The following is a 23,634-nucleotide window of genomic DNA, read 5'->3' as shown; positions in this document are numbered from 1 at the left end:
AAGCGGCACAAGTTACGGCGCCAGGCCCTTACCTGATTCTCCCCTGCCTTAAAAAATCTCTAATCGATTTTTGCCCAGCCTGATGGCACTTCTACGGCTTGCCTGCTGTTGCCTTCTTGCATATTAAAGAGACATCACCCGTGTTCAAGAAATTCTTTATCTATACATTATTGCTCGGCACCCTGCTGAGCCATACTTCCTGCGAGAAGGAAGCCGCTGCCGCGGCGCCTGTTGCGGAAGAGACACCCGTAGCGGCACCACCCGTAGCCGGGAAGGACCTGTACGTGTCGTCGGAGCTGCTCCTGAGCGTGCCCCAAGGAATGCTGCAGCAGCTTGCCTCCTCACAAGGGTACGGCACTTATGGCGGCGAGATAAAGTATGGCATCTCGGTGTACAGGCTGGTGTATCATACCACCTACCTGGGCCAGGAGATAAAGGCCTCCGGACTGGTTTGCCTGCCCCAAAACATGACCACCCCGGCTCCGGTTATCAGCGCACAGCACGGCACTAACTTCGCCCACCGCGACGCCCCGTCCAACTTCGAGGGCCTTTCCGGCTTTGAGTTCTTTGCCTCTGCCGGTTATGTAATGCTGGTGCCCGACTACATCGGCTTCGGCGAATCGAAAAACATCCTGCACCCTTACTACGACCAGAAGCACTCTGCCCTGGCCGTGGTGGACATGATCAAGGCAGCCAAGACGCTCTGCAAGGAGAAAGCGGTGCCTGTAAGCGAAAAGCTTTTCCTGGTGGGCTACTCGGAGGGTGGCTACGTGACATTGGCTGCACAGAAGGAGATCGAAACCAACCCGGCGCACGGCCTGAAGGTAACAGCCTCGGCAGCGGGGGCAGGCGGCTACGACATGGTAGAGATGCTGAGCCTGGTGAAATCAGGCAAGGCCTACTCCTACCCTGCTTACCTGGCCTACGTGCTGCAGGCCTACAACATCACCAACAAGTGGAACCGCCCGATGTCAGACTTTTTCCAGGAGCCTTACGCCTCTAAGATGCCCGGCCTGTTCGACGGCAGCAAGAGCGGTAGCGCCATCAACAGGGAGCTGACCAAAGACCCAAAGGCACTTTTTAACCCAGCCTTCTTCGCGGCCCTGCAGGACAACCAGCAGGAGCTCGCCTTGAAAAAGGCGCTACAGGCCAATAGCTTCTACGATTGGGTGCCGCAAAGCCCTACCCGCCTCTACCACGGCACCGCCGACGAGGTGGTGCCCTTCAGCAACTCTCAGAAAACCTACGATCGTTTTATAGCCGGCGGTGCCAAACAGCTGGAGTTCCTCCCCATAGAAGGGAAAGGCCATGGTTCTGCCTTTGAACCGATGCTGCAGTCGCTGGTGCCCTGGATTCAAGAATTTTAAAGCAGGATTTTTAGAGTAGATACTCGAAGCCCCGCAGCCTTATGCTGCGGGGCTTTTTTGTGCCACTTATACGCTTGCCTGATTCCTAGCATACACCTGCTTGCGCGCGCAATACCACCTGGAATGCCCTCTTCTGTGTCTGCGCCTTGTCTTAGCGGCTTCTTTCAGACTGGAGAATTGCACTGAATTCATAAACATATACCAAATAGTATACTTTAAGTTCCTATATTCGCGCCTCCAATTATATAATCTTTTTTATGAAAACATTTTTACTCGCACTCTCGGCTTGTACAGTAGCCGCCTTTACTTCCTATGGACAAACTTCCCAGCCAGACAGCGTAGCTGAGGCAACACTGAAACCGCAGGCGAAGCAGTTAGCCACAGAGCTAAATGTAAACCCATTTAATGGCACCATCAGCCTGAACAACTCGCTTAACCAACTGAAGTTCCGCTACTTCGCCAAACCTGACCTGGCCCTGCGCCTCGGCTTTAACGGTAGCAAGGACAGCAGGCTTAACGAGAGCTCCAACCCTTACGGCACCAACTCTTACAACAGCAAGGATGAGCGCAGCAGCACTACGATCGGCGTGAACATCGGTATCGAAAAGCACTTTAAGGGCACCAGAAGGCTGTCTCCTTACCTCGGTGCTGATCTTATCCTTGAGAAGAAGACATCAGAGCAGGAAATCACCTCCGACAACACCACTACCACCATTACGGGCGCATGGCGCGAGAGCAGCTACTCCAATGGGTACCCGCCGCACATCTACTATACTTACACGCAGCAGGGGTACTCCCGCTACGGCCTTAACGTGGTGACTGGCTTCGACTTTTACATGGCCAAGAACCTGTTCTTTGGATATGAGGTAAGCTTTGGCTTCAGCAAAAAGTCTATGGAAGACATAGAGGTGAAGCAGAGCGACTCTTCTAACTCGCCTTCCAATACGGCTGATGTGACCAACACCTCATTTACGTTCGGCCCTAGCCTGATGAACGGGGTGAGAATAGGATACGTGTTTTAAGGCTAAAGCGGAACAAGATGATGCGTTCATACTTTTCAAAAAGCCCTCTCCTGCTTGTACTGCTTTTCACTTTGCTGCTTCAGGCTTGCGAGAAAGACGAAGTAAAGCACCCCGAAGTACAGACACTGGAGGCGCAAGCTCTTTCGCCGACAAGCGTCAAGCTTAAAGGCCATATCCTTAACAAGGGAGACATCAAGGTAATTGACTACGGCTTTGTCTATGGCTTCAACTCTGACTTAAACGAAACCAGAGGCACCAAAGCCTCTTTGGGCAAGGATGCGCAGATAGGAGATTTCACCTACGATGTGACTGGCTTGTATGAGTCTGGCTACTACTATGACCGAACCATATACGCCAGAGCATACCTGACTAACGAGAAGGGGACCGTTTTTGGCCAGATTTCCAATGTTACCCTGCCTTCGCCTAACGTGCAGGGCATCTCTCCCAACAGCGGCAAAGCAGGCGACAGGGTTACGATAAGCGGGAGCTTCTTCAACAGCACAAAAGAAGAGATACAGGTTCTGTTTGCCAACACGCCGGCCAAAGTCCTGGAAGTATCCTCTTCCAAAGTGGTGGCAGAGGTGCCTAACGGCGTTGAAACGAACAGCTACTACGGCTACAACCAGGTGCAGGTAAAACTCCGGATAGCTGGCCGAGAACACAGTGTTACAACTAACTTCAAGATAGTCGCTACGCCTAAGGATTTTGCCCCTAAAACCGGTACGATTGGCACAACAGTAACCATCACCGGCGATAACATGCCGTCTTCTTCATATTACTACTACAGCTCAGCCAGGGTATACATGAACCAGACGGAAGTGTCGGTTACCAGTTATAGCCCCAGCGGCCTTCAGGTACAGGTGCCTTATACTTTGAGCAGCGAGAGGGTAGTCATATCCATAACAGTTGACGGCGTGACAACCGTCTTGCCTGGTGAGTTTGTGGTAACGCCGCACACGGTGTCTTCTGTTTCGCCGGCCTCTGGCCTTACGGGGAGCTCTTTCTCTGTTTTCGGTAACTTCCCTATCAGTGGCTCCTACTACTACAACAATAACATATCTGTAAAGCTTGGGGAAGTACCTGCTAGTGTTTCAGTGGTATCGTCTGGTCAACTTACCGTTACCGTACCCCATGACTTGCCTGTTGGCAGCTATAAAGTACGTGTAACGGCAGGGCCTCACACGGTGGATGCGCCCGAGCAGTACCAAGTGATAGCCCCTGCTATTACAGGTTTTTCGCCTGCTTCCGGCGGTATCGGCAAAGAGGTGGTGATCAGCGGAAAATTCCTGCCAAACCAGTATTACACGGTTTACTTCGGGTCGGTGGCCGTTAACACGCACAGTTCAACAGGAACATCGCTGCGGGTTTATGTTCCGTCAGGCATTGAGGCGGGCAAGGTAAAGCTAAAGGTAAGGCACGGCAGCCAGCTTCTGGAGGCTGAGGAGGAGTTCACGGTGCTGGCGCCTTCTATCGCATCCTTCTCTCCGAGTTCTGCCGTAGCAGGCTCAGTGGTAACTATCACCACTTCTGGATTTACCCCCAACTCCTACACAAGTGTAAGGTTCGGCACGGTTTCGACCTCGGTACTGAGTGTGACGGAGAATACCATACGGGCTGTGGTGCCCTCTAACGTTACCGGCTCTATGAAAATAAGTGTGATCCATAACGGGCAAACCCTTATTAGCGCAGACAACTTTGTGGTGACGAATTAACCGCAAGCAGGTTTTGCATTTGGAAGCGGCCTCTTACACAAGAGGCCGCTTTCTTTTAGGAGGCTATCAAAGTGTGGATAACATCGCTTGTCCACAAAGTTGCTAACATTTTTAGCCTGCCCTCTAAATATTTTAGCTGCTGTTGCTAAAAAAAGTATAATCAGAGCCTGCCGCCTACCACTACTTTCTCCTTATACTCGCTTTTCTCCCCATTCAGCCCAAACAGCTCGATGTGGAACAGGTAATAGCCGATATTGGCCTTGGCGCCATTCTCCCGCAGGCCATCCCAGCGGAAGAAGCCGTTTGCCTCCAGTAGCTCGTTGCGAGCCAGTTTGCGTATCTCCCGCCCCGCTGCGTCATACACCGTGATGTTGGCCACCAACCCGTTTTTATCGGTGCGGTAGTTGATCGTGGCAAAGTCTTCATAGCCGTCGCCGTCCGGGGAAAATACCTTGGGCGAGACCTCAAATACCCGCTGCGCCTGCACCCCTTCCTGCGACTGCGAGTTTTTATAGCCCGGCGTGGCAAACACCGTGGTAGCCGCCGAGTGGAAGTTGCTGGCTGTACTTGGTCCCTCCAGCCGCACCCGCTCCAGCGACACGCCGTTTACATCATCCAACAGTTCAAAATGCATTTTGGCATCGTAGCTGAATCTATCCGCCACCTCGCCATTCGGCTGCACTACCACCACGGTTCCGGCGTCGTCGGGGTAGCTGGGCAGGCTACTCATCCTGATAAAGGTTTCCTGCCTTGCCAGTGGGTAGTTCTGCTTGATGTTATCGGGGTTGGGGCTGAGCACCACGTACTGCCCCGGCGCCAGCACATAATTGGCGGTGGTTATACTTTTAAGGTTGCTGATGGTGTCGCCGGAGGTATTGGCCAGCTTCCAGTCTTTCAGGCTAAGGTACTTGTCGCTGCGGTTTACCAGCTCCACAAAATCAGATCCGCCGGTGCGTGGGTTAAACAGGATTTCGTTGATCACCACATCGCCGGGCGCGGGTGCTGAGGGCAGCGCCAAAGTATAGGTTAAGGGGCTCGTGCTCGTGTTGCCGGAGCAGTCGGTTATACTTGTGGCGGTTACGGTATACTCCTGCCGTTCCTGCAGCTGGCTGCCAAGCGTAAGTATAACTTCGGAGAACAGCGGCCCCGGCACCTCCGCCTGATTTATACTTATATCCGGGTTGAGGCTGTAGTTGGCTATGTTGGCTGCCTGCGTGCTGTCCAACCGCTCACTGAAGCGAAGTATAACTTTATCTGGCGCAGCGGCAGTGGCATCTGTTAGAGCAGGCGGTGTGTTATCGGGGTTTGAGGAGGCTACGGAGCTGGCTTGTGCCGGGGTGCCGCCGCGCGGGTCTTCAGAGGCCGTCCAGTTTTCCATGCCGGCGCAGGGGTTGTGCACATCGATCATCTCCAGGCTCCACCCGCCATCGCGCTTGCTGCTGTTCTTGTACCAGGTGTCGGCGTAGTTTACGGCGTAGATCAGCTTGCCGTTTGGCTGGCGCAGCTGCAGCAGCTCCCCGCTGTTGTTCAGGCTCGGAAAATTGCTGATGCCGATCACCCGGCCGTACTCGCTGAAGTTGGTAACCTGGCTGTTGGGCACCACCACGGCATACTCCTGGGGCAGCAGCTGCACATCTGGAAATGTGGCCGTGGAGGTAGCATCGGAGTATTTTACGCCCTGCAGCCTCAGCACCTTGTCGGTGGGGTTATACAGCTCGATATATTCCTGCGGCGGCAGCCCCACCGCAGGACTCTCATCAGCCATGATCTCTGTTATCAGCAACTCGTTGTAGCCCGGAAGCACGGCAGGCGGTGTAAAGCTGAAATTGGCAAGTACAGGCTCGGCAATCGCGTTACCGTACAGGTCCTGCAGGTTGCTGATGCGCAGCTCATTGGTTCCGCTCCTGAAGTTCTGGCTGAACACCAGCCGCACCTTCACCGGCTCCACCAACTCCGCGATCAGGGGGTTTATACTTCCATTCAACGTGTAGTTGCGGATTTGCTGCGCCCTTTCCGGCTGCAGCGGCTCGCTGAACTGCAGCGTCAGTTCCTGCGGGCTTACCGTTTGCAGCTCCTGCAGCATAGGTGGCTGCGTGTCGGTAATGGCGAAATCATCGAAATAGAACTTTTGGCTGTTGGCTGAGCTGTACCTGAGCAGCACGCCAAAGTATGCCGAGCGGGTGTAGGTGGCGTCAGTGGCGGTGCCTTGGCTCACAAAGTTTTCGCCGGTGCCGGTCACGTCTATGCGTAGTTCCCATGCATGGTTTATACTTCGGCTTACCCGCACGCGCACCACGTTGCTGCTGGTGGCCACAGTCTTGTCTTGGCCATCAATAACCTTCACGGCGGCTTTGCCGGCGTCCTTGCGGAACAGGCTCACTTCATCGGCCGTACCGCCGATGCGCACAAAATAGCCGCTGGTACTGGGATTTTTCAGGTCTTCGGAGTTGGAGATGAGCCACACATCGGCATAGTTGCTGGAGGAGGTAGTCAGCTTCAGATTCGCCCAAAACTCCCAGGTGGCGCCTACCGCTGTCTGTGATGGCGTGACGAGTTGCAGCATTGTTCCGGTTACGGCAGGACCGTTACTTTGCAGTTGGTTTTGAGTATTGATGATGAAGCTTTCTGAATCTCCGGTCCAGGCAGGGCTTTGGGTGAAGTTGCCATCAGAGAAGCTGTCTTGCAACTGGGCTGCGGCGAAATATGGGAGGAGCAGAAGCAGCAGACCTCCCCCTACGCCCCTCTTAAGAGCAGGAGGAGGAACAAGGCCCTTACGAATTTCAACCGCAAGGCAACGTATCGCTTTTAAGATTTGGTTAACAGCTTGGCGTAAAGTTTGTTTCATGCGCAGAAATTGTGATGAAAACTTACGAACTTAGCAGCCGCATCAGCAATATTCCATTAATTTTGAGCAACTAGTGATTCTTACTGGTTTGGAAAACGCTGTGGTGCCTGGGACAGTGCAACCGCTTTTGTGATTTTAGAACTATTACGGGAGGCCGGGGCGTTGGTTAAGGAAGCTGGAGCGTTAGCGTGTTTGGGAGTTAAAGAGTTAGCTTTTTGTAGAAACAGGTTGCAACCTGCGCGCATTGCACCCCAGCGGCCAACAATTCAACCATTAAACAATTTAAATATATACCCTAAATGAAAGTAGCAGTAGTAGGCGCTACCGGTTTGGTAGGCGGCGAAATTTTGAAAGTACTGGCGGAGCGCGACTTCCCGGTGACAGAATTAATGTTGGTTGCTTCTGAGAAATCTGTTGGTAAACAGATGGAGTTTAAGGGTAAACAGATAAAGGTTATCGGGATGCAGGACGCGATTGCGGTTGCCCCGCACATTGCCATTTTCTCGGCCGGCGGCAGCACGTCCACCGAGTGGGCCCCAAAGTTTGCCGAAGCAGGCACCGTGGTCGTGGACAATTCCTCGGCCTGGCGCATGGACCCATCTAAAAAGCTGGTGGTGCCGGAGATTAATGCCAAAGAACTAACGAAAGAAGATAAGATCATCGCCAACCCGAACTGCTCTACCATACAAATGGTGGTGGCCCTGAACAAGCTGCACGAGGAGCTGAAGGCCAAGCGCATTGTGGTGAGCACGTACCAGTCGGTAACGGGCACAGGCGTGAAGGCGGTGGAGCAGCTGATGAACGAGCGCGCCGGCAAAGATGGCGAGAAGGCCTACCCTTACCCGATCGATTTGAACGTGCTGCCGCACATCGATGTGTTCCAGGAAAACGGCTATACCAAAGAGGAGATGAAGATGATCCTGGAGACCAAGAAGATCATGGGCGACGACTCGATTCGCGTGACAGCCACAGCGGTGCGCATTCCGGTCATGGGCGGACACTCCGAGTCGGTGAACGTGGAGTTTGAGAAAGACTTTACGCTGGACGAAGTATACCGCATCCTGAACCAGACTGAAGGTGTGAAGGTGGTAGATGACGTAAAAAACCTGCAGTACCCGATGCCAAAAGACGCGCATGGCAAGGACGAGGTGCTGGTTGGCCGCGTGCGCTTAGACGAAACGCAGCCGCGCACCCTGAACCTATGGATCGTGGCGGATAACCTGCGCAAAGGCGCCGCGACCAATGCCGTACAAATTGCCGAGTACCTGGTGAAGCACGAGTTGGTGTAGGCTTCCTTGACAAAAGATTTTTTGACAAAGGACAAAAGACTGATTTAGAATAATGACTACTCTTCCGGGCTGGAAAGTCCAGAAGCTGTCTGGCGGGGACTATTTAGTCCCCGTTTTTTATTTGTGGTTATAGTAAGATTTTAGTATATTAATTTAAATATTTCATATTAAGCTATGAGCATTGAAGTGCTTAGAGATCATATCAATAAGGTATAAAACATGGATAATATAAAATTTGGTGTTTTTGATGTATTTGGAGCCATTTTACCCGGACTCCCGCTTTTTATCATACTTGGGTTTGTAATAGGTGGCCAAAATTTATCCATTGAGAGTGTTTCAACTTTTACGTCACATTTATCAGTAAGCCAATCTCTATTAATTTTGATAGCTTGCTATATGATAGGTTTCCCAATGCAATATCTATCGTATGAAATTTTTAAACCTCTTGTAAGTCTTTGGGGGCAAAAGCGCACTAAAGGCTTACCCATAAGTATAGGAAAAAGAGGTAAAGAAATCTCTCGTATATGAGACCTTAGTCCAGAAAACTTTAAAGTTATCAATACCTTTCTTGCACTACGGACAATGTGCTACAATCTATTTTTTTCTCTATTAGTATTTGGAATCATATCTATGGTGTATAGCTTGCTAAGCAGCGGACTGGACAAAGAGAAGATAATTGTCATTACAAGTTCTGTCGTTCTTAGTGTTCTTTTCTTAAGACGTGCGGTTAGCTTCCACCAATGGATACAAGAAATGATTACTGAAGTTAATGAAGTAATAACAGAGAAAATGGCTTTAATCCCTCACCCCATACCGAAAGTTTAGCGACAGCGCAATTTGTGGTTACCTTAGCAGCAGTTTGCAACTGCTTTGCTTTGCAAAAGCAAGACTAACGACGGCATGTTTGGTAGGATTGGCCCAGCTAAAAATCATAGTAGAACTTAATTGTAATCTCTTAACAAGATGCTTCCCCTATGACACCGAGCCTAGCCTGCACCAAACTAACAGCTATATTTCTCTTCCTCACCTGCCTGCTGCCACAGCTTACTTTCGCGATGGAAAGCTACAGGCAAGGTGATAAGCTTTATGTTGCACCCACATCCGGAGTGAACATCAGAACCCGGCCTTCTTTGCAGGCGCCGGTGCTGGCGAAGCTACCCTACAACACTATAGTCACGGTACTCGCTGATTCGCTGCCAGCAGAGCCGCTGCAGGTAAAAGTGAGCGATTTTAGCGGGGGATTCCTGACGCTGCACGGCGGTTGGATAAAAGTGAAGGCTGGCAACAGCACAGGGTATGCTTTTGACGGCATGCTTTCCCGGTTCAAGGGGCTGGCGCTAGGGGTGCTCCAGGACGAGCCGTACTACGCCGCTACCTTCGGCACACCTGCAGAAAAGGTCATCCCCAAGACCGAAGTAGTAGAAGGCCATAAAGTTGACTACGAAACCGTGGTTAAGACCTACCCAAAGGGAATAGTAGAAGAGTATACCCTTTTTGACAGCTGTCACAACCTAAAGTATACGTTCAGTTTTCCGTTCAACGAGGCTTACTGGCTCATCGAACGCATGCTGCTGCATGGCGATGCCGTGCAGGACGTGGAAATCAGCAAAGACGGCAGCGAAACTGTGCTGACCTGGTACAGCTGCACATAGAGCCAAAACCTGCGCATGCACTGCTCCCATTCCGGGTCCATAAAAGAAGAAGGCACCGGCTAAGTATAGCCGGTGCCTTCTTTATGAAGCATACTCATCAAAAGGAGATTTCTCTACCGGTGCCCGCTGCCTTGTTTGTTGTGCGGTTTCCTTGTCTGATCCAAGGCAGCTTTTAAGCCCGTTGCCAGTTTCTCGGAAGGTCCCACGCCCCAGTAGTGCAGGAAGAAGATACGCGGCTCCTCGTGCACCATGTGGTTGTGCACGGCTACTACTTCTATTCCATTTTCTACCAAGGCTTTGATCACGGGTGCCACTTCATCTTCCAGCATGGCAAAGTCGCCGGCCACAGCAGCACGTTCCGGTGTGCCCTGCCAGGCGGCCCAGGTGTTGAACCCCATAAAACTGCTTACCTTTTGCCCATGCTCCTGCAGCTTTACATCGGGCCGGCCTATCGTGACTTTATAAACACCGCTGCTCCTTTCTCCCTCGTGCCCAAGTATAGAGGCAATCTGCTGCACATCCAGGGAGTTATCCACTTGCTCCGCTTTTGCCTTGGCAGGGTCTCCGCCTCTTAACGCTGTTATCTTATCCAACACGGCTTTCACTCCCTTTGCCAAAACTTCCTCTGTTCCGCTGCCCCCTATGTGCATGTACATGATACTGGGTTTCTCCCGCACGAAGTGGTTGTGCAAACCTGTAATGGTTAAGCCATTGCTGATAACCACCTGTTGCACCGGCGCGACCTCCTCTTCTTTCAGCACAACATCGCCCATCACCATAGCACCGTTCGGTGTAGGGCTGAATGCAGCCCAGCTTCCCATACCCATCGGCGGAATGATTTTAAAGCCATCTACTTCCACCTTCAGATCGTGTTGTGGCACCGTTATTTTGTACTCCCCGTTGTTCTCCTGCCCTTTCATGCCGAGCACCTGCTCGATGGCTGCTACATTTAATTTCTTTGCCTGCTGATTCACAGCGGCATGCTGGCTCACAGCAACAGATACGAGCCAGAGGCATAAGAACAATAAAGCGGTTATTCTTTTCATAGTCATCGAAAGGTATAGGTATACTCCCTTTTACGACAACTTACTGCTAATCAACCTCTCAGAAGGCACATACATCGTATTTATTTAAACGGGCTGAAAGTAACCCAACAGGTATATCACCAAACCCGCCAATGCACTTACTGCTATCCAGGGAATCATACCAACTTTGAACCGGTACATGGCCAGTATAGAGATAATGATCCAGCCAAGGCTAAAATAATCAACAGCTGTTGTTCCGGCACTTTCCCTGATAACTACGGCTTTGCCAAAGTATACGGTCAGGTTCAGAATAACACCCACGACAGCAGCCGTCACAATGCTTAAAACAGCTTTGATGGTGGCATTACTCTGCGTCCGCTCAACAACCGGCGCCCCTACCAGGATGAACAGGAAGCAAGGCAAAAAGGTATAGTAGGTGGTCACGAACAGCCCGAGCGTGCCCATCAACAGCGAGCCGGCAAAGTGGTTGTACCCTGCCATAAACCCTACAAAGGCCAGCACCATGATCAGGGGACCGGGAGTGGTTTCGCCCAAGGCCAGGCCGTCGATCATCTGATAGTTGCTGAGCCAGTTGAGCTTTTCTACGGCAACCTGCGCCACATACGGCAACACGGCATAGGCGCCGCCAAAGGTCACCAGAGCAGCTTTGGTGAAAAACAGGGAAAGGTTACTCCAGAAGCCGCTGTCCTGCCGGAGGAAGTAAAAGAATAAAAAAGGAATTCCCCAAAGCAAGGCGGCAACTGCTACCTGTTTCCTGGCTCTTTTCCAGCTAAATACCGCATCAGGCAGCACGGTGGCGGCATTAACGTAATAGCCTGACTCATCAGCTGCTTTCTGTTCGTCTCCGTCACGCCGTTGAAGGGCAGCTGGGAAGGCCTTCAGCATCAGCACCGCCACACCAATGGCCCCCAGGATGATGAGTGGAAAAGGCACATTCAGGAAAAAGATCAGGACAAAGCTCAACAGAGCCAGCACGTAATGCAGCCAACTGACAAGCGCTCTTTTGCCAATCTTGATCAAGGCTAGCGCCACTATAGCCACTACGGCAGGTTTGAGCCCATAAAACAGCGCGGCTACCCAGGGTATGCTGCCATAGGTTACGTACACGATGCTCAAAGCCAGCAGAATGAACACAGATGGCAGCACAAACAGGACTCCCGCCGTTAGGCCTCCTCTAACACCGTGCAACAGCCAGCCGATGTAGGTGGCCAACTGCTGCGCCTCGGGCCCCGGCAACAGCATGCAGTAGTTCAGCGCATGCAGAAACCTGGATTCTGACACCCACTTCTTCTGCTCCACGATAAACTCATGCATGATGCCGATTTGCCCGGCCGGGCCTCCAAAGCTGATAAAGCCAAGCTTCAGCCAAAAAAAGAAAGCCTCCCGGAAGCTTGGCTTGTTTGTAGGGGCCGCAATAGCGGAAGTATCGGCTTGCATGGTTTTAGCTGTAGTGTGCAAGATATGCGATAAAAAACCCATGCCAAAGGCGCGGAGGCTTGCAGGCTAGCGCAGCAGGTATGGCCGTGCCTTGCTGCACCTTAAAAGTCCACCTTATACAGATTCTCCATCTGCCGCTGGGTAACAAACCGCGGCATGGCCCTGAACAACGTATTGCGTAGCCGGCCCAGCAGCGGGTGCCGCCAGTGCGCCACTTCGCCCAACCTCCTCGATAGCTCGATCACTTTAGCGGTTCTAGCCATCCGGCGCTTTTCATACTGCTTCAGGGCTTTTGCCAGCACCGGCTCCTGCTGCAGGCACTGCGCCAGTACCACGGCGTCTTCTATAGCCTGGCAGGCTCCCTGGCCCATGTTGGGTGTGGTGGCATGGGCGGCATCGCCCAGCAGCACCACACGGCCGTACACAAAGCGCTTCAGCGGCTTCAGGTCAGCTATGTCGTTCCAGATAAGTTGCTCCGGAGCGGTGGAGGCCAGCACCATTTCTACCGGCGCGTGTACTTTCTCGAAGTGGCGGGCAAGTCTTTCGGGCGTCATGCGGCGCATTTTCTCGTCGCGCTGCGGGGCATTGATGCAGGCATACCAGTAGATTTTATCGTCCTGCAGTGGCGCTATCCCAACCCGTCCTTCAGGTGCCCAGGTCTCCGCCGAGATCATGTTGTTTATCTCCACGCCCGGGTTATCGATAACGGCGCGCCAGCAAGTATAACCGGCATAGCGCGGCATGCTTTGCGGCACCAGTTGCTGCCGCACCACCGAGCTGATGCCATCAGCGGCTATGAGCACATCAGCCGAGTCGGAGCTGCCATCGGTAAACAACACCTCCACCTGCTCCCCCTCCTGCCTTACTTCTTCGCAGCGCTTGCCCAATATTACCGAGCCGGGCTGCAGATGACTGTTGAGCACTTCATGCAGGTCGGCGCGGTGTATCACAAAGTTGTTGATGCCATACTTGTTGCTAAGCGGGCGGGTGTCCATGTTATGGATCACTTTCCCGTGCTCATCAAAAATCACCAGCGCCTCCAGTTGCTTGCCGCGCGCCACCACCTCGTCGGCCACGCCTAGCCGCGCCAGCCCCTGCATGGCGTTGGCGGCCAGGCCAACACCCGCCCCCAAGCCCCGGAACTTAGGGGCCGCCTCGTACACAGTGGTGGCTATGCCTGCGTTTTGCAAGGCCAGGGCCGTACATAGCCCTCCGATTCCGCCGCCAATCACAATCGCTTTCATATGGCTGTTTTTTATGTCGCACCTTTTGCCAAGGCTCCCCAGCTGCAGGCACTGCCCTTAAGATGCGCCTTATTATCAACTACGAATTTTGCCTGCCTTTGTAACTTACTTACAAGGCAGTAGGCAAAGCTAACTTATAGGGCACAAAAAAGCCGGCATAAAACCGGCTTATTCTATTCGGCTACAGCAGCTGCCTCACCATTTTTCTCCGGGCACTTATTGTCCATCAGCAGCCGGATGTTATCCACACAGGGCACCGGTATAAAGGTATAGATCTCCTGCTCTCCGCTGCAGTACTTGAAACTGGCGAACTCAGAGCGGCTCTTTGGGTACACCCACTTGTCATCGCCACAGCCATACACAAACAGCGGGAAATCATTGTAATAGTAATCCACATACGACACTACTTCCTCCCCTTTCACGAACAGCAGGCGGCGGTGGTTCTCCGGCACCTCGGCACCATCCCAAGTAAACCCGATCACGTCGCTGATGGCCTGCTCGTCCTCGTTTGGCTGAAAGAAGTATAGCATGTCCCAGTCAAAATCTGTCAGCTCGGCCATGTTGATGGTTTTGTAGCCTTCCGGGCCGGCCTCGCCTTCTGTTACAGCGGCTTTCAGTTTCTCGTTCAGGGCGGTATTGCTGCCGTTGCAGCCGGCCAGCCAGAGCAGTGCCAGCAGCGGCAAGATGTATCGTTTCATCACCAATCTATACTTTATACTTTGTGCAGCTGAAGGTACGGCTTTCGGGTATACCTTACAAACAGGCCATAGCTGGCGGCTAGTGCTTGTACTCCTCCTGCGCCGGCGCCTCCTGCTCCTCCGACTGCCGGCCAAACACTTTCGCCACCCACTTCGGCAGGAAGAAAGAACCCAGGATCAGGTATGGATAGTAGGTGATGAGGCGGTAGAGCACCACCACCACACTGGCAAAGCCCCCCAGAAACAGGCCAAAGAAGCTCGGGAAAGCCATCTCCACGATGCCTGCCCCGCCCGGGGTGATGGCAATCAGCATCACGATCCAGAAGATCAGGTTGCGGGAGATGATGAGCAGGTGCTCGCTGAAGGTTACGTCCACGAAGGCGGCGATGAGGCAGTTGAGCAGGAAGTAGCGGGCGCTCCAGACAAACACTGTGGAGAGCGTGGCGCGGGCCCAGTAGTTAAAATCCTTGCCCCTTAGCTGCTCCGATGCCCACACAATCTCGTTGCCGTGCTGGAACGCGTTTACGCGCCACTTACGCAGGAAACCAATAGAGGTGATCTTAAGCAAAAGCCACTTGAACGCCCGCGGGCGCACGAATAGCGCATAGATCATGATGAACGTATAGACGGCGATCAGACCGTAGCTGATGTAAAAAGCCGACTGCAGCTTGGCCACGTCCGTTGGGTCGAGGTTGAAGGTCGGGAACACCTGCCCCTGCGTGAGCAGCAGGGCAATGGGCGCGGCCACGATAAAGAACATGTTGTCCAGCACCGCCGTCAGCATCACGTACGCCAGCGACTTGTCCAGCGGGATGCCCTCCTTGTTGAGAATGATGGTGGCCACCGTGGTACCGCCCACCACAGAAGGCGTTACGGCCGAGGCAAACTCCCAGAGCATGATCACATCTAGGCTGTTGCGCCAGGTCAGGAACTTGTCCGTCAGCGAGCGGATGCGGTACATGTAGCCGGCATCGCGGATCACCAGCACCACCAGCGCCGCCGCCAGCCACCAAATGTTGGCTTGGGCAATGCCTTTCAGCTCGCTTACCTTATCGTCTTTTATGAACAACCAGGCCGTGGCGGCCAAGCCCAGCAAAACCGGGATCAGCACCTTTACCGGGCTAAAGCTCTTGAGTATCGTTTTCTTGTTCTGATCCATCTAAAGTGGTGATCTGCCTCTTGAAGCGGCTCCGGGCCAAGGCACACGTAAAGCTATGAACAATTGTAAGACTACGCCCAAAGTGCGGCTAAGTTGGCGGTTACTCTACCAACAGCTGCGTTACCTGGGCAGCCTGCCCCTCGGCCTCGGTAATGATGAAATCGTTGAACCCCTCGCCTACCTCTATGCCGATCAGGTTAAGCTGCAGCATGTCCAGGATGGCCAGGAAATTGAAGATCATGCCGATCTTGTCCGGGAACTCCTCTATCAGTTTGGAGAAAGCCAGCCGGTTGCGCGCATGCACCATGCTCAGGATCACATCGCGCTGCCCCTCGATGGTGTACGGGTACTGGATAACGGTATGCTTCGGCCTGTTCTGCTCCTCCTCAAAGCGTACCATCACCTTCTCGAACACGCGCATGATCTTGTACAGGCTCAGGTCCTGCAGCTCGTATTCAAAATGGTTGGCGTTGGCGATCTGCTGCAGCTCCTGGTGTATGTTGCCACGGCTTTCCTGTGCCATGCGCTGGTCCTCCATTAAAGAGAGGTCCGGCACGGCGCTTTTATACTTCTTGTACTCCAGCAGGTGCTGCACCAGCTCCTCACGCGGGTCAATCTCATTGCCTTCCTCGTCCTTCTCCACGCGCGGCAGCAGCATTTTGGCCTTGATGCGCATCAGGGTGGCGGCGGTAAGTATAAAGTCGCTGGCTACCTCTATGTTCAGCTGCTCCAGCTGCTGCAGGTAGCCCACAAACTCCGTCGTGATCCGGAAGATCGGAATGTCGTGTATGTCAAGCTCATCGCGCTCAATAAAGAACAGCAGCAGGTCGAACGGACCCTCAAACAGCGGTAATCTAATCTCGAAACTCACCTTATCAACTCATTATGGGCGCGTGTGGCTGCGCAGGTGGCAAAAATAAACATTTTCAGCGGATTGCATACTTCCGGCTTCCCTGCTTCAACCTAAACAGGCGGGCCATGGTTCACAACTATTTGGCAGCGGCAGGGTATACAGCAAAACATAGGGCGGCGGGCACAGCAGCAGAGGTCTGCTTTTTTGCCCTTGCAGCCTTTTTCCGGCATACATATACTTTTACCTATATAATTCGTACAAGTGTTCTGCCACATTAGGTGGCGGCTTGTGTTTTTTTATTTACTAACTTTACCTTTTGGAAGAAAGGGTACAGTTTGTGCTTTTTAAACTTTAGCCCATATTTTTTGTTAGGGGTCTATAAGGATAACACTATGATAATCAAACCCGGAGAGCTGCTTGCCTCCATCAACTCGCCTGCCGACCTGCGGAACCTGAAGCCGGAGCAACTACTGCAGGTAACACAGGAGCTAAGGCAGTATATCATCGACGTTGTATCGATCCATGGCGGCCATTTTGGGGCCAGCCTGGGCGTGGTGGAGCTTACCACAGCGTTACACTACGTGTTTAACACGCCTTACGACCAGTTGGTGTGGGATGTGGGGCACCAGGCGTACGGGCACAAGATCCTGACGGGCCGCCGCGACGTGTTCCATACCAACCGCAAGCATGGCGGCATCTCCGGTTTTCCGAAGCGCAAAGAAAGCGAGTACGATACCTTTGGCGTGGGCCACTCCAGCACCTCTATTTCGGCGGCACTGGGCATGGCCGTGGCCTCTAAGTATAAGGGCGAGGAAAAACGCCAGCACATTGCCGTGATCGGCGATGGCGCCATGACGGGCGGTATGGCATTCGAGGCCCTGAACCACGGCGGCGTGGCCAACGCGAACCTGCTGGTGGTGCTCAACGACAACTGCATGAGCATCGACCCGAACGTGGGCGCGCTCAAAGAATATTTAACAGACATCACCACCTCCCGCACTTATAACAAGATGCGCGACGAGGTGTGGAAGATATTGGGCAAGATCAGCAAATTTGGTCCGGATGCCCGCACCATTGTCTCTAAGATTGAGAGCGGCGTAAAGGCAGCCATCCTGAAGCAGAGCAACCTGTTTGAGGGACTGAACTTCCGCTACTTTGGCCCGATAGACGGTCACGACATCAACCACCTAGTATCGGTGATGGAAGACCTGAAGCACATCCCAGGCCCAAAGATCCTGCACGTGCTTACTACTAAAGGCAAAGGCTTTGCCCTGGCCGAGAAAGAGCAGACCAAATGGCACGCCCCTGGCACCTTCGACAAGATTACCGGCGAGATCTATAAAAAGCAGTACGACCAGCCGCAGCCGCCAAAGTACCAGGATGTGTTCGGCCATACGATGGTGGAGCTGGCCGAGCAGAACCCGAAGATCATGGGTGTGACGCCTGCCATGCCATCCGGTTGCTCGCTCAACATCATGATGAAGGCCATGCCCGACCGTGCGTTTGACGTGGGCATTGCCGAGCAGCATGCGGTTACCTTCTCCGCTGGCCTGGCCACGCAGGGGCTGGTGCCGTTCTGCAATATCTACAGCACCTTTATGCAGCGCGGCTACGACCAGGTGGTGCACGATGTGTGCCTGCAGAACCTGAACGTGGTCTTCTGCCTCGACAGGGCCGGTTTTGCCGGTGCCGACGGCCCCACACACCACGGCGCTTACGACATCGCCTACATGCGCTGCATCCCGAACATGGTGGTGGCCGCCCCGATGAACGAGCAGGAGCTACGCAACATGATGTACACTGCCTCGCAGGAGGACATGGGCCCGTTCACGATTCGTTACCCGCGCGGCGAGGGTGTGATGCCACAGTGGCGCACGCCGCTGGAGCTGCAGCAGGTGGGCAAAGGCAGCACCATTCAGGAAGGCGAAGAGGTCGCTATCCTTACCTTCGGCCATGTGGGCAACTATGCCGTGGACGTCTGCCAGAAACTGGCGCACGACGGCATCATGCCGGGCCACTATGACATGCGCTACGCCAAGCCACTGGACGAAGAGCTGCTGCACCACATCTTCAGCAAGTATGAGAAGGTGGTGACCGTGGAAGATGGCTGCCTGCAGGGCGGCTTCGGAAGCGCGGTGCTGGAGTTCATGGTAGACAACGGCTATACCTGCCAGGTGAAGCGCCTCGGTATTCCGGATGCTATTTTTGAGCACGGCTCCCAGCTGGAGCTGCAGCACGAGGCTGGCTTTGCCCCGATCGACATCGAAAATGCCGTACGGGAGTTGGTGGGTGTGCCGGTGAAAGTATGATCGGGATTTACAGGATTAGCGAATGAACAGGATGAAATAAAATTCTGATAAAGACTATTCCAGAGCAGAGCCCTGCAGTGTAAAAGCTGCGGGGCTTTTTTTGTCTGAATCAGGATTTTCAGGATCAGTGGATTGACAGGATTTCTATTACTAAATTCACATACTTATAGTTGATGTCGTATAGTACTTCATGCAATTGGATGACATCACCTATAAAGTAATTGGCTGTGCCATGAAGGTACATACTACTATGGGCAATGGCTTTCAGGAGGTAACTTATCAGCGTTGCTTAGCGATAAAGCTAGAGCTTGCTGGATTAGGTTTTGAGCGGGAGAAAGACCAGACAATGTTTTACAACAACACTGAAGTAGGTCATCGCGGAGCTGACTTTGTAGTTGAGAATAACATTGTGGTTGAACTTAAAGCATTGGTCAACTTAGAAGATGTTCATTGGGCACAGGCGAAGAACGATGCTGTTGCTTATAACATGCCCATAGGCCTTCTTATTAATTTTGGAGCAAGTAGCCTCCAGTATAAAAAGATATCCAACAGCAGGTATAAGGGGTAATTCCCAATTTTATACTTTTGAAGGGAATCCTGTCAATCCACTAATCCTGAAAATCCTGATTCAGACAAATGGCAAACACCTACACCGACCACGGCTCCGGCGACACGCTGGTTTTCCTGCACGGCTTCTGCGAGAGCAAGCAAGTATGGGCGGAGTTCACGCAGCCACTGCAGCAGAAGTTCCGCATCATCGCCCTGGACCTGCCGGGCTTTGGCGACAATACGCAAGGCGCCCAGCGCTACAGCATGGAAAGTATGGCCGATGATGTGAAGCAAGAGCTGGAGAAGTTGGGTGTAAGGAAGTGCATTCTGATTGGCCACTCCATGGGCGGCTATGTTAGCATGGCCTTTGCCGAAAAGTATGGCCACATGCTCAGCGGTCTCTGCCTTTTCCACTCCTCTGCCCTGCCCGACACGGACGAGAAGAAGGAGCAGCGCAGCAAGAGTATTGACTTCGTGGAGCGCCACGGGGTGGATAACTTTATCAACCCGTTTACGGAACCACTCTTCTACCAGGGCAACCGCGAACGGCTGCAGCAGGAAATTGAGCTGATGAAGAACATCGGCAAGGCCACCCCGAAAGAAAGTATAAAAGGTGCCCTCGCCGCCATGCGCGACCGCCCTGACCGCACCGGCGTGCTGCGCGGGGCAAAATTCCCGGTGCTATTTATCTTTGGCAAAGAGGATGGGGCCGTGCCCTTGGAGAAGGCGCTGGAGCAGTGCCACCTGCCCGGCAACAGCATGGTATATTTCCTGGAGAAGACCGGCCACATGGGCATGTTCGAGCGCCCTTATGAGACACGCAAGGCTATAGAGAAATTTGCTGAGACGATCTTCGGGTAGTTCGTACTGCTGCTGCTGCTGCTGCTGCGACTCTACCTGCTGGTTGTAAAACAGACGTAATAGGGCAAACCCCGTACGATTGCCTACCCGAAGATATAGTCACTCCGAAAGCATAGCTGTAAGTTGCCAGGAGCACCGCCCGCTGCGCTTTTTGCAGAATCAAAACCAAGTGTATCTTTATACTTCACTAGCGATGCCTCATGACACACTCTGCCACCCTTGCGCCGGCGCCTGCCCGTATCCTACCGACCATAGTGTTCTCGCAGTTTGCGGGCACCTCGCTGTGGTTTGCCGGTAATGCGGTGCTGCCCGAGCTGCAGGCCTCGCTGGGGCTGCAGCAGGAGGCGCTGGGTTTGCTGACCTCCTCGGTACAATTGGGCTTTATACTGGGCACGCTCTGCTTCGCCTTCTTTTCGCTGGCCGACAGGGTGTCGCCGCGGCTGCTGTTCCTGCTGTGCGCGCTGCTGGGGGCGGTGGCCAACGCGCTGGTGCTCTTTACGGCCACAAGTATAACAGGCGTCCTGTTACTGCGCGGCATCACGGGTTTCCTGCTGGCTGGCATTTACCCAGTGGGCATGAAGATAGCCGCCAGCTGGTACAGCGGCAAACTGGGCAAGGCCATTGGCTACCTGGTGGGGGCGCTGGTGCTGGGCACGGCTTTTCCGCACCTGCTGCGTGGGCTGGGCGCCGACCTGCCCTGGCAAACGATGCTGCTGGCCATAAGCGTATTGGCGGCTGGCGGTGGCCTGCTGATGTACCTGCTCGTGCCCGACGGGCCCTATCTAGCCAAAGGCGCCAGGTTCGAGGCCAGCAACTTGCTGCGGGTTTTCCGGGTGAAAGAGCTGCGGGCGGCGGCATTCGGCTACTTTGGCCATATGTGGGAGCTGTACACGCTGTGGGCTTTTGTGCCCTTTATACTTGCCATGGCCTTTCCAGAGTGGCTGCCGGGGCAGCTGTCGGTAGCTAGCTTTGTGGTGATTGCCGCCGGGGCCGTGGGCTGTGTTGTGGGGGGTTACCTGTCGCAGCGCTGGGGCAGCGAGCGCGTGGCCTTTGTGCAGCTCTTGCTGTCGGGGCTTTGCTGCGTGGCCAGTGTGTGGGTGCTGCAGGCTCCTGCCTTGCTCCTGCCTTTCCTGGTGTTCTGGGGGGTGGTGGTAGCCGGCGACTCACCGCAGTTTTCCGCGCTAACGGCTCGTACAGCGCCACCGCAGCTGGTGGGCACGGCGCTTACGGTGGTTACCTCCATCGGATTTGCCATCACCATCTTCAGCATACAGCTAACAGGCTACCTGCTCACGGTGCTGCCGGCGCAAGCGGTATTTATACTTTTGGCTATTGGCCCCGCGGTAGGTTTGCGTGCCATGCGTCCGCTGCTGCGCAAGTAAAAACGGCAGCCCACACAAAGCAGGCTGCCGCTAAAATCGAAACCATTCTCTATACTGTAGTTCGGGGAAAATAGTTAGTCCCTCAGCTCCATCTCCATGACGGTTCCGTCGGAGGCACGAAGGTCCATCTCATCATCGTCCAGCTTCAGCACCTCGAAGTTCTCGGTCATCTCTGCCCCCTCGAACTGCAACGAAAGGCGCTTGGCCGCCTGATCGAAAGACCAGGTGCCTGTCTGCAGGGAAGAGCCTGCGCCTAGCGCAAAGCGGCCATCGGCATAAAACTGCATCGTTTGCTGCTTCTCTGCATCTGTCAGCTTATCCTTATCACCCGTGGCGTTCATTTCTTTATCGGCTACCCAGGTTTTGCTGCTCGAGCCGGATATCATGCTCTCGGACCCTACTTCTTCTTTGTTTCCGCCGCAGCTTGTTATGGTTATGGCCAGCAGCAGGGCCAACAGGCCGTGCCAACTCTTCTTCAGTGTTTCCATAGTTTTATCTTAGTGTTGTTCTGATGGAGGATTTACGGCCTGCCCGCCTTTGTCGTTGCATGGCCTGGCACAACTAAGTGCCTCTTCCGGCGTATCTTACTTGTATGCGGCTCACTTATAAGTGCCGTCGCTGCTATGAAAACAAGTTAGATTTCAAAAGTATTTAAATATGGGACTGTCAGATTTTTTTAAGAAGGGAAAGAAAGAACCCGCTAAGCCATCCAGCAATATCACATCGTCCAAGAACGTGCAGACGCCTTCGGGCACACAGCCTGTAAGCCAGGGCAGCACCTCGCGTGCACCGGGCCATCCGGAGCAGGGCTTCTACAACCAAAACGACATGAACAAGGTCACTGACCCGGGGCCGAACCAGGATGTGTATACTGTGCAGAGCGGCGATTCGCTCTCGAAGATTGCCCAAAAGCACTACGGCAACGCCAACGACTGGAAGAAGATCTACAATGCGAACAAAGATAAGATCGGCGACAACCCAGACCTGATCCGCCCGGGCCAGCGCTTTGTGATTCCAAGAGACTAAAGATACCTGTTTGTGTTAAGGTAGAGCAGCCAGCCCCCTTTCTGGGGTTGGCTGTTTGTTTTTGCAGGTTACAAGAGCAGGTAGTTAACGCCTACGCTAACGCCAAGATCAAGCTCCTTAAAGACTGATGAGTCGGCAACTTTACTCGTAAGGGGCACCTGTACCTGGCCTACCACCTCCAGCCTGGGCAGCAAGGCCATCTGCGCCTCCAGCGGCACATACACCTGCAGTCTGCGGTGATAGCGGTTCTGGTAATAGTCATCCACACCTGTGCTGCTGCCCGCGTGTGCTGGCTGCTGAATGGCCATGATGGCGGCATACTTATACTTCGCCCCCACACCACCTCCCAAGGCCAGCTTCTCGCGGAGCGTAAAGAAGTACTGCAGCGATGCCGCTGTGCCCAAACTGCCGTACCTGGTCTTTGCGTCCGCTACGGGGTTCTGCTGGGCGTCCATCAGCCTGACGCTACCGCCGCCCTGCCGCTCAAGCACTTGTAGCAGCGTAAACTGCAAGTACCCTGCATCCGTAACAGGCTTGCGCACCCAAGCCCCCACTTCCAGCTGAAGCCCGGTTTTGTAGAGCATATCATCCTGCCCCACCGGCTCACTGCTGCTAACCAGTGTCTCGTATATCCCAAATCGGCCGGTAAAGCCATAAGTCAGGTCTTGCGCGTGGGCGCTAACCGAAAAGAGCAGCGCAAGTATAAAAATCCACTTTCTCATACTTACCAGGCTTTAATCATACGAAAACGGTTTACCTGCCCCGCCAGATGCACCTCGCAGAGGTAAACGCCTTTGGGCATGGCACCGAAATTCACCTTAACTGTGGCGTAACCCGTCACACTTGTCTCGATTTCTTTGCGGTACTTGCCCTTCTCATCGGTAACGTAAATTGTGGCCTGCGCTGGGGCAGGAGCATGCAGGTTCACGGTAAAATCATCGAAAAAAGGATTAGGGCTTACCGTCACCTGCGGGTCAGCAGCGGCCGCACTGCCCGTACCCTGCTGCACACTGTAGGTAACATTCGGCAGGCCGGCGTAATTCGGATCTGCTGCTTCGGGCTGGCAACCGCCGAGGCAAAGCAGTATAGAGGCAGCTGCCAGGAGTAAAGTTGTTTTCATGTAAAGGTTATTATGGAAGTATGAAGATAAACAAAAAAGCCCACCAGGCATGACACCTGGCGG

At 53.6% G+C, this 23,634-nt stretch carries 21 protein-coding genes; 11 read left to right on the top strand and 10 right to left on the bottom strand.

Features of this window, described 5'->3' with window-relative positions; translation table 11 throughout:
- Positions 1 to 140 precede the first annotated feature (140 nt).
- From PXG97_RS10275 to PXG97_RS10265, 3 genes are all read left to right on the top strand, one after another.
- Positions 141 to 1,367 (top strand): alpha/beta fold hydrolase, encoded by a 1,227-nt coding sequence (locus PXG97_RS10275; protein ID WP_276497673.1) that lies wholly within the window; start codon positions 141 to 143, stop codon positions 1,365 to 1,367.
- 257 nt (positions 1,368 to 1,624) lie between these two features.
- Positions 1,625 to 2,389 carry a hypothetical protein gene (locus PXG97_RS10270; RefSeq protein ID WP_276497672.1) on the top strand — a complete coding sequence of 255 codons (765 nt, stop codon included), beginning with the start codon at positions 1,625 to 1,627 and terminating at the stop codon, positions 2,387 to 2,389.
- Between the two features lie 17 nt (positions 2,390 to 2,406).
- Entirely contained in the window at positions 2,407 to 4,101 is a 1,695-nt protein-coding gene (locus tag PXG97_RS10265; RefSeq protein WP_276497671.1) for an IPT/TIG domain-containing protein, read from the top strand.
- Between the two features lie 160 nt (positions 4,102 to 4,261).
- On the opposite strand, the gene PXG97_RS10260 is transcribed toward PXG97_RS10265, so the two are convergent.
- On the bottom strand, positions 4,262 to 6,787 hold the full coding sequence (locus PXG97_RS10260; protein WP_276497670.1) for a lamin tail domain-containing protein: 2,526 nt from the start codon (positions 6,785 to 6,787) through the stop codon (positions 4,262 to 4,264).
- A 458-nt stretch (positions 6,788 to 7,245) separates the two neighbouring features.
- Here PXG97_RS10260 and PXG97_RS10255 point away from each other — a divergent pair, with 458 nt between their 5' ends.
- From PXG97_RS10255 to PXG97_RS10245, 3 genes are all read left to right on the top strand, one after another.
- Positions 7,246 to 8,235 carry an aspartate-semialdehyde dehydrogenase gene (locus tag PXG97_RS10255; protein WP_276497669.1) on the top strand — a complete coding sequence of 330 codons (990 nt, stop codon included), beginning with the start codon at positions 7,246 to 7,248 and terminating at the stop codon, positions 8,233 to 8,235.
- Positions 8,236 to 8,454: 219 nt separating this feature from the next.
- Positions 8,455 to 8,763 (top strand): hypothetical protein, encoded by a 309-nt coding sequence (locus PXG97_RS10250; RefSeq protein ID WP_276497668.1) that lies wholly within the window; start codon positions 8,455 to 8,457, stop codon positions 8,761 to 8,763.
- Between the two features lie 446 nt (positions 8,764 to 9,209).
- The gene (locus tag PXG97_RS10245; protein ID WP_276497667.1) at positions 9,210 to 9,887 is read left to right on the top strand and encodes an SH3 domain-containing protein; all 678 of its coding nucleotides are present in this window, start codon (positions 9,210 to 9,212) and stop codon (positions 9,885 to 9,887) included.
- A gap of 113 nt (positions 9,888 to 10,000) precedes the next feature.
- Here PXG97_RS10245 and PXG97_RS10240 read toward each other — a convergent pair whose 3' ends face one another.
- The 6 genes from PXG97_RS10240 to PXG97_RS10215 all read right to left on the bottom strand — a co-directional run bounded on the left by PXG97_RS10240 (position 10,001) and on the right by PXG97_RS10215 (position 16,342).
- A complete protein-coding gene (locus PXG97_RS10240) occupies positions 10,001 to 10,933 on the bottom strand; it encodes a DUF1259 domain-containing protein (RefSeq protein ID WP_276497666.1) in 933 nt (310 codons plus the stop codon).
- Positions 10,934 to 11,017: 84 nt separating this feature from the next.
- A complete protein-coding gene (chrA, locus tag PXG97_RS10235; protein ID WP_276497665.1) occupies positions 11,018 to 12,370 on the bottom strand; it encodes a chromate efflux transporter in 1,353 nt (450 codons plus the stop codon).
- Positions 12,371 to 12,471: 101 nt separating this feature from the next.
- Positions 12,472 to 13,614: an FAD-dependent monooxygenase gene (locus tag PXG97_RS10230; protein WP_276497664.1), complete on the bottom strand. Its 1,143-nt coding sequence runs from the start codon at positions 13,612 to 13,614 to the stop codon at positions 12,472 to 12,474.
- Between the two features lie 173 nt (positions 13,615 to 13,787).
- Positions 13,788 to 14,312 (bottom strand): lipoprotein, encoded by a 525-nt coding sequence (locus PXG97_RS10225; RefSeq protein WP_276497663.1) that lies wholly within the window; start codon positions 14,310 to 14,312, stop codon positions 13,788 to 13,790.
- A 79-nt stretch (positions 14,313 to 14,391) separates the two neighbouring features.
- Positions 14,392 to 15,471, bottom strand: coding sequence for a lysylphosphatidylglycerol synthase transmembrane domain-containing protein (locus PXG97_RS10220; protein ID WP_276497662.1), 1,080 nt, complete (start codon positions 15,469 to 15,471; stop codon positions 14,392 to 14,394).
- Positions 15,472 to 15,571: 100 nt separating this feature from the next.
- Entirely contained in the window at positions 15,572 to 16,342 is a 771-nt protein-coding gene (locus PXG97_RS10215) for a segregation and condensation protein A (RefSeq protein WP_276497661.1), read from the bottom strand.
- Between the two features lie 374 nt (positions 16,343 to 16,716).
- On the opposite strand from PXG97_RS10215, the gene dxs reads away from it, so the two are divergent.
- From dxs to PXG97_RS10195, 4 genes are all read left to right on the top strand, one after another.
- Positions 16,717 to 18,633 carry a 1-deoxy-D-xylulose-5-phosphate synthase gene (gene dxs, locus PXG97_RS10210; RefSeq protein ID WP_276497660.1) on the top strand — a complete coding sequence of 639 codons (1,917 nt, stop codon included), beginning with the start codon at positions 16,717 to 16,719 and terminating at the stop codon, positions 18,631 to 18,633.
- A gap of 190 nt (positions 18,634 to 18,823) precedes the next feature.
- Entirely contained in the window at positions 18,824 to 19,201 is a 378-nt protein-coding gene (locus PXG97_RS10205; protein WP_276497659.1) for a GxxExxY protein, read from the top strand.
- Between the two features lie 68 nt (positions 19,202 to 19,269).
- Positions 19,270 to 20,043, top strand: a complete 774-nt coding sequence (locus PXG97_RS10200; RefSeq protein WP_276497658.1) for an alpha/beta fold hydrolase — start codon at positions 19,270 to 19,272, stop codon at positions 20,041 to 20,043.
- A gap of 200 nt (positions 20,044 to 20,243) precedes the next feature.
- Complete coding sequence (locus PXG97_RS10195) at positions 20,244 to 21,425, top strand: MFS transporter (RefSeq protein ID WP_276497657.1); 1,182 nt, start codon at positions 20,244 to 20,246, stop codon at positions 21,423 to 21,425.
- A 74-nt stretch (positions 21,426 to 21,499) separates the two neighbouring features.
- On the opposite strand, the gene PXG97_RS10190 is transcribed toward PXG97_RS10195, so the two are convergent.
- Positions 21,500 to 21,913 (bottom strand): hypothetical protein, encoded by a 414-nt coding sequence (locus tag PXG97_RS10190; protein WP_276497656.1) that lies wholly within the window; start codon positions 21,911 to 21,913, stop codon positions 21,500 to 21,502.
- Between the two features lie 169 nt (positions 21,914 to 22,082).
- Here PXG97_RS10190 and PXG97_RS10185 point away from each other — a divergent pair, with 169 nt between their 5' ends.
- The gene (locus PXG97_RS10185) at positions 22,083 to 22,451 is read left to right on the top strand and encodes a LysM peptidoglycan-binding domain-containing protein (protein WP_276497655.1); all 369 of its coding nucleotides are present in this window, start codon (positions 22,083 to 22,085) and stop codon (positions 22,449 to 22,451) included.
- Between the two features lie 68 nt (positions 22,452 to 22,519).
- Here PXG97_RS10185 and PXG97_RS10180 read toward each other — a convergent pair whose 3' ends face one another.
- Both PXG97_RS10180 and PXG97_RS10175 read right to left on the bottom strand, forming a co-directional pair.
- Positions 22,520 to 23,173, bottom strand: a complete 654-nt coding sequence (locus tag PXG97_RS10180; RefSeq protein ID WP_276497654.1) for a hypothetical protein — start codon at positions 23,171 to 23,173, stop codon at positions 22,520 to 22,522.
- Between the two features lie 2 nt (positions 23,174 to 23,175).
- Complete coding sequence (locus PXG97_RS10175; RefSeq protein ID WP_276497653.1) at positions 23,176 to 23,571, bottom strand: T9SS type A sorting domain-containing protein; 396 nt, start codon at positions 23,569 to 23,571, stop codon at positions 23,176 to 23,178.
- Between the last annotated feature and the right edge of the window lie 63 nt (positions 23,572 to 23,634).

The sequence above is a fragment of the Pontibacter litorisediminis genome, from assembly GCF_029360645.1.
Classification (GTDB): Bacteria; Bacteroidota; Bacteroidia; order Cytophagales; family Hymenobacteraceae; genus Pontibacter; species Pontibacter litorisediminis.
The sequence above is the reverse complement of the archived record's forward strand: the minus strand, read 5'-3'. Positions and strand labels throughout refer to the sequence as shown.

What these genes read in the sequence shown, in the direction of transcription:
- PXG97_RS10270 (WP_276497672.1), top strand. Translation starts at nt 1,625, where the DNA reads ATGAAAACATTTTTACTCGCACTCTCGGCTTGTACAGTAGCCGCCTTT.
- PXG97_RS10265 (WP_276497671.1), top strand. Translation starts at nt 2,407, where the DNA reads ATGATGCGTTCATACTTTTCAAAAAGCCCTCTCCTGCTTGTACTGCTT.
- PXG97_RS10255 (WP_276497669.1), top strand. Translation starts at nt 7,246, where the DNA reads ATGAAAGTAGCAGTAGTAGGCGCTACCGGTTTGGTAGGCGGCGAAATT.
- PXG97_RS10250 (WP_276497668.1), top strand. Translation starts at nt 8,455, where the DNA reads ATGGATAATATAAAATTTGGTGTTTTTGATGTATTTGGAGCCATTTTA.
- PXG97_RS10245 (WP_276497667.1), top strand. Translation starts at nt 9,210, where the DNA reads ATGACACCGAGCCTAGCCTGCACCAAACTAACAGCTATATTTCTCTTC.
- PXG97_RS10240 (WP_276497666.1), bottom strand. Translation starts at nt 10,933, where the DNA reads ATGAAAAGAATAACCGCTTTATTGTTCTTATGCCTCTGGCTCGTATCT.
- chrA (WP_276497665.1), bottom strand. Translation starts at nt 12,370, where the DNA reads ATGCAAGCCGATACTTCCGCTATTGCGGCCCCTACAAACAAGCCAAGC.
- PXG97_RS10230 (WP_276497664.1), bottom strand. Translation starts at nt 13,614, where the DNA reads ATGAAAGCGATTGTGATTGGCGGCGGAATCGGAGGGCTATGTACGGCC.
- PXG97_RS10225 (WP_276497663.1), bottom strand. Translation starts at nt 14,312, where the DNA reads ATGAAACGATACATCTTGCCGCTGCTGGCACTGCTCTGGCTGGCCGGC.
- PXG97_RS10220 (WP_276497662.1), bottom strand. Translation starts at nt 15,471, where the DNA reads ATGGATCAGAACAAGAAAACGATACTCAAGAGCTTTAGCCCGGTAAAG.
- dxs (WP_276497660.1), top strand. Translation starts at nt 16,717, where the DNA reads ATGATAATCAAACCCGGAGAGCTGCTTGCCTCCATCAACTCGCCTGCC.
- PXG97_RS10205 (WP_276497659.1), top strand. Translation starts at nt 18,824, where the DNA reads ATGCAATTGGATGACATCACCTATAAAGTAATTGGCTGTGCCATGAAG.
- PXG97_RS10200 (WP_276497658.1), top strand. Translation starts at nt 19,270, where the DNA reads ATGGCAAACACCTACACCGACCACGGCTCCGGCGACACGCTGGTTTTC.
- PXG97_RS10195 (WP_276497657.1), top strand. Translation starts at nt 20,244, where the DNA reads ATGACACACTCTGCCACCCTTGCGCCGGCGCCTGCCCGTATCCTACCG.
- PXG97_RS10190 (WP_276497656.1), bottom strand. Translation starts at nt 21,913, where the DNA reads ATGGAAACACTGAAGAAGAGTTGGCACGGCCTGTTGGCCCTGCTGCTG.
- PXG97_RS10185 (WP_276497655.1), top strand. Translation starts at nt 22,083, where the DNA reads ATGGGACTGTCAGATTTTTTTAAGAAGGGAAAGAAAGAACCCGCTAAG.
- PXG97_RS10180 (WP_276497654.1), bottom strand. Translation starts at nt 23,173, where the DNA reads ATGAGAAAGTGGATTTTTATACTTGCGCTGCTCTTTTCGGTTAGCGCC.
- PXG97_RS10175 (WP_276497653.1), bottom strand. Translation starts at nt 23,571, where the DNA reads ATGAAAACAACTTTACTCCTGGCAGCTGCCTCTATACTGCTTTGCCTC.